Source organism: Pedobacter chitinilyticus (assembly GCF_003313385.1).
Lineage (GTDB): Bacteria > Bacteroidota > Bacteroidia > Sphingobacteriales > Sphingobacteriaceae > Pedobacter > Pedobacter chitinilyticus.
The window spans coordinates 1,081,487-1,096,130 of record NZ_QMHN01000001.1 but is presented as its reverse complement, the minus strand read 5'-3'; the positions used below and the strand labels follow the sequence as shown (position 1 = coordinate 1,096,130).

The following is a 14,644-nucleotide window of genomic DNA, read 5'->3' as shown; positions in this document are numbered from 1 at the left end:
AACATCAATCTATAAATATGAAAAAGTTAAATTATATTATCGTGCTGTGCACAACGTTAAGCTTATTAAGCTGCGAGAAGTTTTTGGATGAGCGGTCGAAAAGTAACTTGCGGATTGCGACCACCGTTTCAGATTTTCAATCGTTGTTGGATAATTACTCGGTCATGAATTATATGGACCTTTCCAGTGCCGAAATGGTGGCGGGCGATTTTTACTTGACGGATGCCGATTGGGCCTCAAGAGCTGAACAGGAGCGACGACTTTACCTGTGGGCAACCAGTAATGTGATGGACTTGACCACCAATGATTGGATCAACATGTATAACATGGTGTACCGTGCCAATACAGTGATAGAAGGTACCCCAGCACTACATGCGTTGAACAGTGTAGAATGGCGCAGTGTGTTGGGGCAGGGTTATTATTACCGAGCCAAGTCGTTTTTGCAATTGCTAGGTTCTTATGCATTGGCATATGATGAGGCCGAAGAAAACCCTGGTATCCCCTTACGTTTAGACACAGATTTTAACAAACCTTCGGTACGGGCATCCGTTAAGCAGGGTTACCAACAGCTGGTTGCAGATTTGCATAAAGCTATTCCTTTGCTGCCAGTTACGGCGGTACATGTCATGCGCCCAAGTAAACCTGCGGCACATGCTCTGTTGGCTAGGGCCTACCTGATGATGCGCAAGTATGAACAAGCAGGATTACATGCAGACAGTTGTTTGCAGCTAAAATCTAATTTGATCGATTATAACACCTTGAATTTGTCCCTGACCAACCCGTTTGTAATGTTTCATCCAGAAACGATACATTATACCCGTTTTCAAAATCCCTCTAGCTTAAGCAATATTAGGGCGAAAATCAGTTTGGAGATCATCAATAGCTATGCTGATGGTGATTTGCGTAAGCAGGCATTTTATCGTCTAAGCAATGGTGCCTATGCTCAGCGAGGTAGTTATTCAGGAGAAACGATACCTTTTGGAGGATTGGCTACGGACGAGGTTTACCTAGTTAGGGCAGAAAGTTATGCCAGGGCGGGACGTTTAGAGGCGGCAATGGACGATGTAAACACGCTGTTGAAGATGCGTTGGGATAAGCGTAAGAGTTTTATTCCCTACACGGCAAATACCAAAGAAGCCGCAATAAATGTGGTGTTATTGGAAAGAAGAAAAGAGTTAACGCTAAGGGGATTAAGATGGTCGGACATCAAACGCCTAAACAAAGAGGGGCGGGGGATTTCCTTAAGCAGAACGATCAATGGCGTTACCTATACATTGCCCGCCAACTCGGCCCGCTTTGCTAATCCCATTCCGGAGGGAGTGATTAATGCCTCAGGAATGGCGCAAAACCAGTATTAAGTAGATGGGCGGTATTTCGCCGCCCTATCTATATTAATGGTTCACCGCTTCTTTGTGGCGTTTGGCAAAGCTTGATTTGTTTACCTCTTTAGCATTGCTGTAGTTACTAAGGAAGCTGGCAATGTTAGCAAATTGCACGTCTTCGAACTGAACTACACAAACCAGCTCGCCCTCAGCATCGCATTCAGTTGGCGTAGGGTTATAGGTGATGGGGGTCCAGTTTGCGGTAGACATCACCCCACTTTCATCATCACCTGTGTACTGATAGGCTAAATAAGTTGGGTCTTTTTGGATGAAAGCACTGGTGATGAACACTAAGCCGAACGCTAGGATTAGCGCTGCAAGGCCGAAGAAAAATTTATTTGTTTTCATTGTAAATGACTACTTTGTTGCTTTTGAAAAAGCAGCCGAAAAAGGTTTTGTTAAAAAAAATAATTGTTGATGTAGCCGCTATGGTGGGCTAATTACCTGCGACGGTTGGCTCCTAGAGCTGACGGTAGCGAATTGGTGGATTTTTGGTTGTTTAAATGGTTGGTTTTTTAGTTTTTGGGTAGGGCTAGTCGTGCTGCCAGCACCGGCCACGGCTTGCCTTTTATTTTAGCTGTACAGGATTTCGATGACTACTTCGCCGCTAGCATTGACGTTTCCTTGGCCATCTGCATTGGCTTGTAGGGTGCTTTTATCGCGGATAAGCTTTGTGCCTCGGAGCGCTGATGATTGGGGTTTTGTTAGTTTAATGTTTAACTTATTGGCCACCGCGAAAGCTAACTGTGCCGCCAATAGTTGAAGGAAGTAGGCATTGATGCTTTTTAGGTAGTTTAACTGGCTTGGCTCGAGGATGAAAGTATTAGCCAGCCAAATTTTAAAGTTGGCGGTGATTTGCGATGCCAATTCTTGTAGCTGTTGTTGGGTAAGTGGTTGAAGGCTTTGCTGCCAAGCTGCTATGCCTTCGGGCGTAAATGGGTGTTTCATGGCTTTAGTAAGATTAAATTTTGGGTATGCTGTGCACGAGCATGTTGAGGCTAAAATTAGAGAGGTAGTTGGGCAAAATGAAGCGTTTACGAAGCCTTGTGACATGAACGATGAAAACTATTGTACCAACGATGAAATGGTAGCGGAGTGGTAAGGCTAGCGTGGCGTTTGGGTTAATTTTTTTGTATATTAGCGTCATCTACTCATTGTGCCGCTAGGCCCAAATACGCTACTTATGAAAATTAAACCTAAACTTATTGTACAGGCGTTTAGCGCCATTACCTTAAAAGACCTTTTGTGGTTAGTTTTATTCTCCCTTTTTGCTGGACACTATTTGGTTTCGAATAGAGAAGCTGAATATTTTTGGGAGCTATGGATGATGAAAAGCTATTACCCTGCATTGCTGGGTAGCTTTTTGATTGCTTTTTTGGTCTGCCTTGTGGTTTTTTATATTGACTGCTGTTTAAATTTAGTTTGGTCGTGGTTACAGGACTTTTATAAGCGGTTACTGAAACAGTTGCAATTTGGTGTTGTTTTGCCCTTATGCTTATTGCTACTATTGGTATGGGCGTACTTTGGCATTAGAGGGGAGACTTTTGATTTTGGCGAGTATATGCGGATTGATTTTGGGGTAAGTGCCATTTTGATTGTGATGCTGAACATATTTTATTTGTGCCGTTATTTATTTGAGCGGTTAAAAATCTACTATCAGCCTATAGAAGAGCCGTTTTTTGAGGTGGAGGAAGCCCAAGTGACCGCGAAGCGGGAGCCTGCAATAGATCTTTCTGTATTGAGTAAGATGGTTTACTTTTACCATGGCAATAGGGTAAATTGGGCCATTAATGAAGCTGGTGAAATGATAGATACGGGGCTTTTAATGGATGAATTGGAGGCTTTGTTGCCTAAGGGAGATTTTTTTAGGGTGCAAAAAGGATTTATTGTACATCGGGAATCTATCAAGCAACCTATGAGGGCTTCGTCGCACCGATTATTGCTGTATTTAAATACGCCCTGCCATAAGGCTTTACCTTTTACGGAGGTGGAGGGGCACAAACGGAATTACGTGGTGGTGTCGCAAAGGAAAGTTGCTGCGTATAGGGAATGGTATCGGCATAAATAAGGGATTGATTGTTGTAAGTTTGATGTAGGTTATTTGTTTAATGGGTTAATCGGTTAATTGTTGATCACATTCCCACAGGTATCATCTTCGCTTATGTGGGAAACTAAAGCATTGCATAAATTCCTTTTACCGCTTTACGTTACCCAATCGAGTTGGGTATGACGATAGCATTGTGCAACCCTTCCTAAGCACTGCTCCATATCCCCCTTTGGAGGGGGCAAGGGGAGGTCAGCTGAGCAACTCGCTCATCCCGTTCCTACAATGTCATCCTAGTACCATCGTTCTTGTCATCCAGAGTGTTACTTGTACCGACACTTCGGTAGCGAAGGATCTCTAAGGTACTGGTTAACTGCTGATTTGTTTAATCGGTTAATGGTAGGCACTGCCTTTCCCAAGTACGCTCTCGCCCTTTAGGGAGAGATCCCGATTTTATTGGGAGAGAGGGTTATAACCTAAGCTTTCCGCTTCGGTAAACCTTCGTCACTTCTAGGGACCTAGAACCTATTTACCTCGCTTCAGCGTTTTATCTAGTTCGGTCGTTCACCGAAGCCCCACCGAAGCTCCACCGAACAACCACCGAACAAAACGCCGTTTTCACCGAACAACTACCGAAGAACCACCGAAGAACTACCGAACAATTACCGAAGCCATTACGACTTTGGTACGACGCTGTAGCGACGCCATACATAAGCAGTACTGAACCATTAAGGCAAAAGCTATCATTGTCGTTCAAAAGCTTTCAAATCCCCTCATAGCAGTGTTAAAAGTCGTTTTTTTCAAATGCTTGCGTTACGTTTGTATGCATAAGCCCGCTGGCCAGCAAGCTTTTAAATTTTTTAAAAATAAATGTTATGGGAATTATTAGAAATGGAGGCAATGGTGCCTTCTCTGGCAAAGCCGGAAGTTTTATTGGCAGCAACTGGAAAAATGTGAGTTACATTAAGGGAATCCCCAGATTGAGCTCAAAACCGCCTACGGACAAGCAAAAGGCACAACGAGCCAGATTTGCCTTGGTGTTGGCCTTCCTGTCGCCTATTAAGGAAATCGTGAAAATTGGATTTCAGGCACAGGAAAAACAAAAGGCCTCGGCTTTTAACCTGGCGATCCAACATGCCTTGAATTTTGCCATAGTGTGCGATTATCCCGACTATAGTTTGGATTTGAGCAAAGTTTTGTTGGCCAAGGGGAGTTTAACGGCACCTGCTGGTATCGCACTTACTTCACCAGCAGCGGCCAAGGTACAAATTGCTTATAGCAACATGGCTAACAAGCTTACTGCTTTTGACGATGATCGTTTAGCGGTAATTTTTTACAGTGAAGAAAATGCCATTTTTATGCCTTATATAGATGTGGCAAAACGTAGCGATGGTGGGGTATTGTTGGATGTACCTACAGAGTTTGTAGGAAAGCAAATTGATACTTTTCTGTTTTTTATAGCGCAAAACAGTACCCGATGCTCTTTAAGCTTATATGCAGGCACCGTAGCAGTAATGTAAAAGGGGTTATCGAAGAAAATGACTGTGGCTTAGCTCAGTCATTTTTTTTTGGGGTGCTAAAATTTGAGGAGCTGTTTTTTTTAATGACCTTTGCCAATAGGGTTTAAACGCTCCTGCAAATCATTCATTCACGTATCCATGTATAGTTTTAAAAACGATTATTCTGAAGGGGCACACCCCAATATCCTGCACAAATTAATGGAAGCCAACCTGAGCCAACAGGCGGGTTATGGCGAAGATACTTACTCGCAGGAGGCCAAAGCGTTGATTAAACAACAGATAAACAAGCCCGAAGCGAGTGTTTATTTCCTATCGGGAGGTACCCAAACCAATTTAATTGTGATTGCGTCGCTTTTGCGGATACATGAAGCGGTAATTAGCGCTAAAACTGGGCATATTTATGCGAATGAAACGGGAGCGATTGAGGCAACGGGACATCGGGTAATTACGGTAGAAACGGCTGATGGAAAGTTGCGTATTGCTGATATTGCACAGGTATTAAAGGAGTATGCCCTACGGCCACATGTGGTGAAACCCAAGATGGTTTACATTTCTAACTCCACCGAAATTGGTACCATTTACCAAAAATGGGAACTGGAGGAACTGTCGGCCTATTGCCGTTCGGAAAGTTTGTATTTGTTTATGGATGGTGCCCGATTGGGCCATGCGCTTACGGCCACGAATAACGATTTGACACTTGCTGATTTATCGGCCTTAACAGATGCGTTTTACATTGGCGGCACTAAAAATGGTGCGCTGTTGGGCGAGGCCGTGGTTTTTAATCGACCAGAAATTGCGCCTGAATTTGATTATGCCTTAAAACAAAGAGGGGCTTTATTGGCCAAGGGCAGGTTGTTGGGCATTCAGTTTCTGGAATTGTTTAAGGATGATTTGTATTTTAATCTAGCGGCACATGCCAACCAAATGGCACAGAAGATTGCCCTGGCATTGGCGGAGAAAGGTTATGCCACACTGACCCAATCTACTACCAATCAAATTTTTCCCATTTTGCCAAATGAGGTCATCAGCAGTTTGAGCCAAAAGTATGAGTTTTATGTATGGAAGCCTATTGATGCAGGCCATTCGGCCGTTCGTTTAATCACCTCGTGGGCTACGGATGAAAGTAAGGTTGAGGAGTTTATCAGTGATTTAAAACGCTTTTAATGGAAGTTTGCCTTTTGGTGGTCAGCTGTTTTTGAAAGGAAGACTTGGAGTTTTCCCATAAAAAATACAACGATTAAAGGGCATTAGGGTAGGGTGTTAATGGCCATGCGCTGAGCAGCGCCTTTAGGCTCGTTGTCCCCAAGAATGCCACGGCAACGTTCATATTTTTCCAGCCAAGTTAAAGTTACTTCCAGTGGTTTGGGGTGCAGATAGCTGGATACTTCTACCAATTTGCGCTGTTTGGGGTAGTAGGCAATCCACCCGAGGGTTTGCTGAGTAGATGGGTGGTATAGCTTCATTTTTACCAAATCGCTGCTTTCTTCGTCAACCCTTAAGCTAAACTGCATGCGTTGTTGTTGAAAGTTGCTATGGTACACCATATCGGCCAAGCAGTTCATGCAGGTTTCATTTAGCCTAGCTTGGTTTGCTTTGGGTTTGCACGCGGCTATTGCCAAGCATAAACCAAATATCATTGTGTTTGCCTTTTTTTGATATTGATGAATTTGCATATTAAAAGGACCGTGAATTTAAAATGGTCCTTACATTAGCAACACCTTAAGGCTGATATGGTTTTTTAAACAACGTAAATTAAGTAATTGTTGGTTTTAATATCGGTATAAATACGTGTTATAACGATGGTGATTGATCCAGTTTTTGAAGAGCAGCTTCAACACTTGCTTTTTTATATTGGCCAAAGTTCCGCTCATCGAAGGCCAAATCAATTTTTGTACCTTTAAATTTTACTTTCGAAGTTTAACTTTAATTGTTTTTTGTTTTTAAAAAATAAGTTGAGGGCTTCGCCGTTTTAAAAACTTCATAAGTCTTTACTAGCAGTTAAACTTTTTCGCACTTTTAATGATATTTATATGGCTTGGAATCCAGAACTTTATGATCGTTTTAAAGATGTTCGCTATCAACCTTTTTATGATTTAGCGAACCTGATTGTCCGCACGGAAAACATGAAGGCCATAGATTTAGGCTGTGGCACAGGTGAACAAACGAATATCCTTAGCCAAAAGTTCGAGAATGCTGATTTTGTAGGGGTTGATTCGTCAGCAGAAATGCTCGAGAAATCTAAACGTTTTGAAAACGACCGTTTACATTTTAGACAGAGTACTATTGAACAGGAAGTAGCATTGCCCACCCGTTACGACCTTGTTTTTAGCAACGCGGCTTTGCAATGGGTAGATGAGCATGAAGTACTGTTTCCGCAGTTAATGGCTTTACTTGATACTGGCGGGCAACTGGCCATACAAATGCCGGTGCAAAAGGAAAATATCCTGAACCAAATTTTGGCTGAGCTGGTTGCAGAAGAGCCTTATGCTTCTTATCTGGATAATTGGAGCAGAGATTCGCCCGTACTGTCTATGGATGATTATGCTCAGCTGCTTTTTGATCATGGTTTGTCTAATATCCAGATTTTTCAAAAGGTATATCCCATTATCGCCGAAAACCATGATGCCCTTTACAACTTTATTTCGGGTACTTCACTTATTCCGTATTTAGATCGATTGCAGGGAGATGAAAAGCAAGCATTGGTGAATGAGTTTAAAGCACAGATAGCTAAAAGGTTTACCAAACTGCCTGCCATTTATGCTTTTAAAAGGATTTTGATTTATGGAAGGAAGGGTGAATTAGTGGCTAGTGGTTAGTAATTAGTATTTAGATATTAGTAGTTAGTATTTAGACGATTACTTGCCTAAATTCCCCTCTTTTAGAGGGGTGCCCAACGGGCGGGGTGTTTTTTCATTGTTTAATCTATGATTTGTTTAATCGGTTAATTGTAAGGCTGCCTTTCCTGGGCGCTGCATTTGTTAACACACGCGACACGCGTGCGCTAACAAAGGGAGGTTAGTCTGGTAATTATTGGTTAACTGTTGATTTGTTTAATCGGTTAATTGTAGGGCTGCCTTTCCTTAGCACTGCATTTGTTAATATACGCGATACGCGTGCGCTAACAAATGAGGTTAGTCTGGCAACTAGCTCCTTCCGTTCCTACAACGTTTCAGAGTTATCAAACGCGATACACGTGCGCTGACCATTAGCTAATTATTAAGATTTGTTAGCGCACGCGTGCCGCGTGTGCCTTAATTAATCATACTGACGATATGCGCTACTTTATAAATAAATAATCTCTATTAATCCCTTGCCGCCACTATAGTCAATAGCGCTACTATAACGCCACTCGTAAGGCTCGTTTACAAAACCAGCTACTACAGGATTGTTATGGATATAGTTGGCTTTTTGCTCAATTATAGCTGCACTCCACAGCTCTATTGGATGATTATGATGTTGCCAAAACTGGTAGTTTTTTACATTACTCGCTTTGGCCCCAGCTCTTGCAAACATCCATAGGATCCATTCTCTTCTACTTTCTTTCATATTTTCTTTAATGGCCTTCACTAATTGTTTTGAAGTGTATTCCTTAAACCTTCCTAAAACCACTTCAGGATTAACTGTCGTCGTGCGAAATATCAAATGTATGTGACTGGGCATAATGCACCAACAGAATAGCTCTAAACCAAGTTTATCTTTACAGTGCTTTAAACTTTCTATCAAAATTTCAGCATAAAGCGGTCTAATAAAAACGTCAATCCAATTGATGACAGCAAAGCTTACAAAGTATAGCCCTTCCTTATTGTGGAATTTATATTTACGACTCATAGGTTGATGATTATAGAAGTATCAGTAATATACTGCTAAAAAGAAACAAAACCAAGGTATTAGCACATGTTGGGTGATTGATCAACGATTTTATGATAGGAAAGCACAGCACACGCGACACGCGTGCGCTAACAAATATGATTTATGATAAGAAAAAAGATAGGAGATGTAGGGAAAAGATAGCACACGCGACACGCGTTCGCTGACAAAGGAGGTTAGTCTGGTAACTATTGGTTAACTGTTGATTTGTTTAATCGGTTAGTTGTAGGGCTGTCTTTCCTGGGCGCTGCATTTGTTGGCACACGTGTGCCTATTTACTTTAAAAATGAAAGAAAGACAATTTGTTTTTACTAATAATTTTAGTAAAATTGCACTATGCCAAAGGGAAGCAAAAGTCAAACTTCATTAAACTATCCTGTTTATGCCATTGTGGATATTGAAACCACGGGTGGAAGCGTGTCTAGCAGTAGGATTACGGAGATTGCCATCATCTGTCATGACGGGAAAGATGTAACCCAACGTTGGAGCAGCTTGGTTAATCCAGAGACGGATATTCCTTTACATATTACCGCTTTAACCGGAATTAGTAATGAGATGGTGGCCGAGGCACCCACTTTTGAAACTTTGGCCCCTCAAATATTTGAATGGTTGAAGGATAAGGTGTTTGTTGCCCATAACGTCAACTTCGACTATTCGTTTGTTAAAGCTCAATTGGCCAACTGTGGCTTTGCATGGGATGTACCCAAGCTTTGCACGGTAAGGCTCTCCCGTAAACTGTTGCCGGGTTTTAGTTCCTACAGCTTGGGGAAACTATGTGACAACATAGGTATTGGCATTACCGACCGCCATAGGGCATTGGGTGATGCAGTGGCTACTGCTCAATTGTTTTCGATATTATTGGCCAAGGATGAAGAACAATTGATTAGCGGGATGTTGCGACGTGCATCGCCCGAGCAACGTTTACCTGCACATGTGCCCTTGGCCGATTTTCAGGCATTGCCACAGGGGCCAGGGGTATATTATTTTCACAATCAAGAAGGGAAGGTGATTTATGTGGGCAAAGCCATTAACTTGAAAAAGCGGGTGGCTTCGCATTTTGTGGGGCACAATGAAAGTGCTAGGCGACAACATTTTTTAAAGGAAATTTACGGAATTTCGTTTGAACGCTGTGGCTCTGAGCTGATGGCTTTGCTACTGGAGTGTACTGAAATACAACGTTTATGGCCCATTTATAACAGTGCACTAAAGAGCTCGGAACCTAAATTTGGTTTGTACCACTATGTTGCGGTAAATGGTTACGCCCATTTGGCTGTTGGCAGATTACCGAAGCAATTGAAATGTGCCAAGGTGTTTAATAGGGAAATAGATGGGCTTAACTTTTTGGCTTCGCAAAGTAAACTGTTTAATATTGATCAGCGCTTTTGCAGATATGGTAGGGGAGCTGCTTTTAAAACCAACCAACCCTTGCCTGATTTGGAAATTCATAATGAAGCCATTGCACAATTATTGGCTAGTATTGATGAAGAGCAGTTGAGTTTTATACTATTGGATAATGGTAGAGAGCCTCAGGAGCAAAGCTGTGTTTGGATTGAAAAAGGTGAGTTTTACGGCATGGGGTATTTAGCTGAAGACCAGCCCTTACAAGATGCAATAGCGATTAAAGAGTGTTTAACACGTGTAAAGGGTAATCATTATATGTTGCAATTGGTAATGACTTATGCACAACGCTACCCCCAAAACATTAAAATGATTAACGAGTGATTAAGCGCTTAACACGTTTCCTAGAAGCATGGCTTTAATGTGCTCATGTAATTCGGCAGGTGCGGCTTGTACCCCAATGTTGCTTAAGGCATGTTGGGCCGAGTTGTATTTTTCGATATAGGTTCCATTTTCTAAATTGAATTTAAGGAAACCTTCTTCAAAATATCTTTCTTCTATTTCTTCGGACGAATCCATGGAACGAAAGGTTAGTTTTGAAATTTCCCAAGTCTTTTTTTCTACCCTAAGCCATTGAAATTTTTCGCCAATAGCAGCATATTCGCCCAGGTCATTGCGTTTAATTTCAGCCAGGTATAGACCTTCGCTTTCTAAAACGTATAAATATTCGAATATATTTGAGTTGAGGTTGTTCATGGGGCTACTAAATTACTGCCTTTCGGGTTAATCCATTAATTTTTTTATCCACAGCGGCTAGTAGCTTCTATACGCACTGTTGCGAATTTTTTGCCACAAATAAAGCAATCAAATCCACAGTATTTCTACAACAATTAGTAGTACGTTAAGGTTTGTAGGATTGAGGTTAAATACGTGTTTTAAAAATTATTTAGCTGATTTTGAACTAAAAACTCTTTTTTAGGTAAAAAGCACAAAATGACAATAAACAATATGTTTTTATATTTGTTGCAGACTAGATATACATTTGAAAATTGATGAAGAAAAAGGTTTGGGTGGTGGAAGATGATCCGGATATTGGAGAAGTAATTTCCTTTCTACTGAATGATGAGGGCTACGAGGTGTCCCTGTTTCCAAATGCCTCGCTATTTAAAGAGCAGCTATCTAAAGCTGATGCTGATATGATGGTAATGGATGTGATGCTGCCTGATGGTAATGGGATAGACCTATGCCACGATGTGAAGACGAGCGGCACATTAAAGCATGTACCTGTGCTGATGATGTCGGCCAATAAAGGACTTTCTGATTTAAATGGTTATTACAGGGCAGACGATTTTATTGCAAAGCCTTTTGATATAGATGAATTTATGAGGAAGGTTAAGCGTTTAGTTTCTTAAAAAAATGGTATAAAAACTAAGCGGTTAATGTTTCTATTTTTTCCAAGATAGCGTTCATTTCAAAAGGCTTGGCCAAAAAGTCATTAGCACCACAAGCCAGTGCCGATTCTTTGATTTGCCTGCTGGCTGATACCATTAAAATAGGGATTTTATTGGTGGCAGCATGGTCTTTAAGCTGTCGGCAAACTTCTCTGCCATCTATGCCCGACATCCAGATGTCCAATAACAACAAATCTGGTTGTTGTTGTTCAACGGCCTGAAATACTTTATTGCCATCTATAATCATGGTTACTTCGTAGCCTAGGGCTTCGCACATGGTTTTGGTTGCATCTAAAATACCTTCGTCGTCATCTGCAATTAAAATTCTTTTAACTTTCATTTTCTTGGGTGCTGGTTTGAAGGGCTTGTACCACTGGTATAGCAAAACAGAAAGTCGACCCTTTTCCTGCAATGGAGTTTACCCAAATTCGGCCGCCTAATTGCTTTACAATTTCTGAAGAGATATAAAGGCCAAGGCCCAATCCTGGGAAGGTATGTTCTTTAGTGCCTGATACCCTGTAAAATTGTTCAAACACGAGGTCTTTTTTGTCGGGTGGCAAACCAATGCCAAAATCTTGTACACAAAGTTGTACTTCGTGGCCATGATCTTCGGTAAATACGATAATGCGATTGGCATCAGGCGAATATTTAACCGCATTGGTTATTAAGTTTACAATGACCTGCTGGATGCGTTCCCGATCTCCATGGATATCACGTAAGCTTTTCAGTTTTAATTGTATTTGGTGTTTTTCAGCAGTAAGCTGAATGTCTTCAACAATTTCGTTTACGAGTTGATCAAAATTGAAGTGGGTATTGGTAAAGGCTAGCTTGCCTGAGTTAATTTTTGTGACATCTAACAAATCGCCAATCAATGCGGTGAGCCTATTGATCTGATTATTCATCTTGCCAATTAAGGCTGCATTTTTTTCATCTCCAGCACGGTGCAGCATCATTTCTACTACCTGTGCATAAGCTTTAATGCTGGTTACTGGCGTTTTAAGTTCATGACTGGCTACCCCTAGGAAATTATCTTTTTGTCGTTGTAGTTCCTTTTGCTCGCTGATATCTGTGTTACTGCCATACCATTTGATGATGTGTCCATTGCTATCGGTAAGTGCCACGGCTCTTACCAACCACCAACGGTAATTGCCATATTTGTCTTTTAAGCGAAACTCTGCTTGGTAGGGTTCGCCCGTAGCTAAACTTTTTTGCCAAGTTTTTAGGGTTCTCGCCACGTCGTCAGGATGCATGGTAGCCGTCCATTTGTCACCTAAAGAGGACTGAATAGGCATGGCGCTTTGGTCTAACCAACGTTGATTGATAAAATCAAGCATACCGTCTGGAGTAGCGGTCCACATTACGATAGGCACAGCATTGGCTAAAAACGCCAGTTCTTTTAAGGTATGGGCAAGCTCACTGTTCTTTTTATCCATGGCCTTTTTGGCGTTCATTTCGGCGGTTAAATCGCGTGCAATTCCTGTAATGGCAATGGGTTCGGCTGTAAGGCTATCCCTGATTAGAAAAAACTGTTTGTGGATTGGAATGATTTCTCCTGTTTGTTGGTGCTTGAGCTCTAAACGGCCCGACCATTTTCCAGTTTCTAACAATTGTGCACGAATGCTGCCTTTAATCAATCGGTTAGAAGCGAAGGAGTGGTAAGCTTCGATATTGGTTTTAGCAACGTCATCTACCGATAATCCAATCAGTTTTTGCCCAGCAGCGTTAAGGTAAATGGTATTGCCCTGCCAATCGGTATAATTACAAAAATCTTCACTAAACTCTACAATGGTGGCTAAGCGTTGTAGCTCGGCCCTGGATTTTAATTCGCCGCGAAGATCTCTAGCGGTAGAACCACGGCCAATAATTTCACCAGTAAATGGGTTTTTTACCAAGATATAGTTTACCTGACAGGGAATGGCCTCGTGGGTTTGTACATGTTTAAGGTGCAAAATGCCTTTCCAGCCTTTTTCGCTATCAATTTTTGGAATAATGGTTTCCTGAACACGTTTGAGTTCCTCGGGCTCATAAAAATCACTAGCAGTCATTTTGGTCAGATCAACCTCATCGGGTACCCCAAATAACTCCCTGCCTGCACGGTTCATGTAAATCAAATTGCCTTGCAGGTCGGCAATGGTCATGATATCGGCATTGTGGCTTACCAATGATAACAATTGCTGCTGACTTAACGAAGTGTTTACTTCATTGGTAATATCTCTAGCGGTACCAGCAAAGCGATAGGCCAAGCCTTCCTTATTAAAATAGGAACGGCCTTTACAGTGTACCCATCTCAATGTTCCGCTGTTGCTGCCAACGGTTCGGTAACGAATATCGTAGGTATCTGTTTTTAGGGGATTAATGGCCGCTGCTACTGCTTCCATTACTTTTGGTTTATCTTCTGGATGGATACAGTCTAATACTTGATGATAGGCAATATCGGCCTCGCCCTCAAAGCCGAATAACTCACGGCAACGTTGGTCCCAATGTACAGCATGCGAAAGTGGATTGAGATCCCAAGTGCCAATTTCTGCTGCTTGTAGCGCTAAGTTTAACCGTTCCTGTGTATCGGATAATTCTTGCTGAGTTTTAATGAGGGCGGTAACGTCTATAGCGGTATGGAAAATAAATTCTGTTTTGCCATCAGGCGCCGCTACGGGTTTGTAAGTATAATTAAAGTAAAAAGTTTGCAAACGACCATCCACTACAAGTTCTGCAAGATCACGTTCAGCATGGTGCGTAATGCCTGTATCAAAAACATTTTGTAAAAGTGTTATAAAGGGTTGGCCTTTTAGCTCAGGCACGGCTTCTATCAAAGGTTTGCCAATCACTTCTTTACCTTTTCCCCAAAAGGCCAACATCTGGGCATTGGCCGAAGTAATGATGATATCTCTGGTATGGTAAATAGCAGAAGCCGATGGGGCGGCATTGATAAGTTCGTCGAATCTATTGGGGTTGTTTTTCGGCTCCATGTAGCATAAAAGGCCTAAGTTAGTCATTTTAGAATGTAAACTGAGCTGTTTTTAGAATATTATAAATGGCTTTTTT

General features: G+C 41.8%; 15 protein-coding genes. 8 read left to right on the top strand and 7 right to left on the bottom strand.

Features of this window, described 5'->3' with window-relative positions:
- Positions 1 to 17: 17 nt before the first annotated feature.
- Positions 18 to 1,358 (top strand): RagB/SusD family nutrient uptake outer membrane protein, encoded by a 1,341-nt coding sequence (locus DUT70_RS04635; protein ID WP_113646103.1) that lies wholly within the window; start codon positions 18 to 20, stop codon positions 1,356 to 1,358.
- Positions 1,359 to 1,391: 33 nt separating this feature from the next.
- Here the strand turns inward: DUT70_RS04635 and DUT70_RS04630 are convergent, their stop codons facing one another.
- Both DUT70_RS04630 and DUT70_RS04625 read right to left on the bottom strand, forming a co-directional pair.
- A complete protein-coding gene (locus DUT70_RS04630; RefSeq protein ID WP_113646102.1) occupies positions 1,392 to 1,730 on the bottom strand; it encodes a DUF6520 family protein in 339 nt (112 codons plus the stop codon).
- Between the two features lie 225 nt (positions 1,731 to 1,955).
- Positions 1,956 to 2,330 (bottom strand): hypothetical protein, encoded by a 375-nt coding sequence (locus DUT70_RS04625; protein WP_113646101.1) that lies wholly within the window; start codon positions 2,328 to 2,330, stop codon positions 1,956 to 1,958.
- Here DUT70_RS04625 and DUT70_RS21100 point away from each other — a divergent pair.
- The 4 genes from DUT70_RS21100 (at position 2,329) to DUT70_RS04610 (ending at position 6,110) form a co-directional block, all read left to right on the top strand.
- Positions 2,329 to 2,484, top strand: coding sequence for a hypothetical protein (locus DUT70_RS21100; protein ID WP_162926565.1), 156 nt, complete (start codon positions 2,329 to 2,331; stop codon positions 2,482 to 2,484). The genes DUT70_RS04625 and DUT70_RS21100 overlap by 2 nt on opposite strands.
- An 81-nt stretch (positions 2,485 to 2,565) precedes the next feature.
- Positions 2,566 to 3,450, top strand: a complete 885-nt coding sequence (locus DUT70_RS04620) for a LytTR family transcriptional regulator DNA-binding domain-containing protein (RefSeq protein WP_113646100.1) — start codon at positions 2,566 to 2,568, stop codon at positions 3,448 to 3,450.
- Positions 3,451 to 4,301: 851 nt separating this feature from the next.
- Positions 4,302 to 4,946: a DUF6266 family protein gene (locus DUT70_RS04615; protein WP_113646099.1), complete on the top strand. Its 645-nt coding sequence runs from the start codon at positions 4,302 to 4,304 to the stop codon at positions 4,944 to 4,946.
- 138 nt (positions 4,947 to 5,084) lie between these two features.
- Complete coding sequence (locus tag DUT70_RS04610) at positions 5,085 to 6,110, top strand: threonine aldolase family protein (protein ID WP_113646098.1); 1,026 nt, start codon at positions 5,085 to 5,087, stop codon at positions 6,108 to 6,110.
- Positions 6,111 to 6,193: 83 nt separating this feature from the next.
- Here the strand turns inward: DUT70_RS04610 and DUT70_RS04605 are convergent, their stop codons facing one another.
- A complete protein-coding gene (locus DUT70_RS04605) occupies positions 6,194 to 6,508 on the bottom strand; it encodes a hypothetical protein (RefSeq protein WP_128353290.1) in 315 nt (104 codons plus the stop codon).
- Between the two features lie 468 nt (positions 6,509 to 6,976).
- Here DUT70_RS04605 and DUT70_RS04600 point away from each other — a divergent pair, with 468 nt between their 5' ends.
- The gene (locus tag DUT70_RS04600; RefSeq protein ID WP_113646096.1) at positions 6,977 to 7,762 is read left to right on the top strand and encodes a methyltransferase domain-containing protein; all 786 of its coding nucleotides are present in this window, start codon (positions 6,977 to 6,979) and stop codon (positions 7,760 to 7,762) included.
- A gap of 466 nt (positions 7,763 to 8,228) precedes the next feature.
- Here the strand turns inward: DUT70_RS04600 and DUT70_RS04595 are convergent, their stop codons facing one another.
- A complete protein-coding gene (locus tag DUT70_RS04595; protein ID WP_113646095.1) occupies positions 8,229 to 8,774 on the bottom strand; it encodes an REP-associated tyrosine transposase in 546 nt (181 codons plus the stop codon).
- Between the two features lie 375 nt (positions 8,775 to 9,149).
- Here DUT70_RS04595 and DUT70_RS04590 point away from each other — a divergent pair, with 375 nt between their 5' ends.
- Positions 9,150 to 10,535, top strand: coding sequence for an exonuclease domain-containing protein (locus DUT70_RS04590; RefSeq protein WP_113646094.1), 1,386 nt, complete (start codon positions 9,150 to 9,152; stop codon positions 10,533 to 10,535).
- Here DUT70_RS04590 and DUT70_RS04585 read toward each other — a convergent pair whose 3' ends face one another.
- Positions 10,536 to 10,907 (bottom strand): hypothetical protein, encoded by a 372-nt coding sequence (locus tag DUT70_RS04585; RefSeq protein ID WP_113646093.1) that lies wholly within the window; start codon positions 10,905 to 10,907, stop codon positions 10,536 to 10,538. It lies immediately after the preceding gene.
- 296 nt (positions 10,908 to 11,203) lie between these two features.
- Between DUT70_RS04585 and DUT70_RS04580 the strand changes: the two genes are divergently transcribed.
- Complete coding sequence (locus DUT70_RS04580) at positions 11,204 to 11,563, top strand: response regulator transcription factor (protein WP_113646092.1); 360 nt, start codon at positions 11,204 to 11,206, stop codon at positions 11,561 to 11,563.
- Positions 11,564 to 11,579: 16 nt separating this feature from the next.
- Here the strand turns inward: DUT70_RS04580 and DUT70_RS04575 are convergent, their stop codons facing one another.
- Entirely contained in the window at positions 11,580 to 11,942 is a 363-nt protein-coding gene (locus tag DUT70_RS04575) for a response regulator (RefSeq protein WP_113646091.1), read from the bottom strand.
- A complete protein-coding gene (locus DUT70_RS04570) occupies positions 11,932 to 14,595 on the bottom strand; it encodes a PAS domain S-box protein (protein WP_240432022.1) in 2,664 nt (887 codons plus the stop codon). Before DUT70_RS04570 ends, DUT70_RS04575 begins: the two co-directional genes overlap by 11 nt.
- Positions 14,596 to 14,644: the final 49 nt, after the last annotated feature.